The organism is Dietzia sp. HMSC21D01 (genome assembly GCF_001815995.1).
GTDB classification, from domain to species: Bacteria; Actinomycetota; Actinomycetes; order Mycobacteriales; family Mycobacteriaceae; genus Dietzia; species Dietzia cinnamea.
This window is the reverse complement of sequence record NZ_KV823766.1, coordinates 14,354-14,879: the sequence shown is the minus strand read 5'-3', so window position 1 is coordinate 14,879 and position 526 is coordinate 14,354. Positions and strand designations below refer to the sequence as shown.

Genomic DNA, 526 nt, shown 5'->3' with positions numbered 1-526 from the left:
CACATGCGCACCGTGGACTCCGCCCACCGCGGCCCCGTCCAGCGCGAGATCATCGACTGGCTTATGGCCGCCATCGCCGCCGGCACCCGCCCCGGCCGCGACGCCATCCTGGGCACCCTCGATCGCATCATCACCGACCACGACCCCGCCGGCGTCCGCGCCCGCCGCGCCGCCGCCACCCGCGAACGCCACATCCGCCTGCGCCGCGGCACCGACGGCATGGCCGACCTCACCGCCCACCTCACCGCCACCGAGGCCTCCACCCTCTACGAGGTCCTGCACCGCGCTGCCACCGAACAGGCCACCCGCGACAAAACGGCCCGCCTGCAGGCCGCCCACGCAGGCGACCACACCCTCGACGCCGAATACATCCGCAGCATCGACGAACTACGCGCCGACGCCCTCGTCGCCGCCTTCCTCGACCCCACCGACCCAGACGACCCGGCCACCACCCGCACAGGCGGCGACGCCGCGCAGACCGGCGCACGGGCCGCGGCCCGCCCCCTGGCCACCCAGGTCCGCCCCA

General features: G+C 75.7%; 1 protein-coding gene. It reads left to right on the top strand.

Translation table 11 applies throughout. The features are described 5' to 3' along the window. Positions 1–526 (top strand): DUF222 domain-containing protein (locus HMPREF3086_RS18855; RefSeq protein WP_168169044.1); only part of this gene is annotated, 526 nt, incomplete at both ends.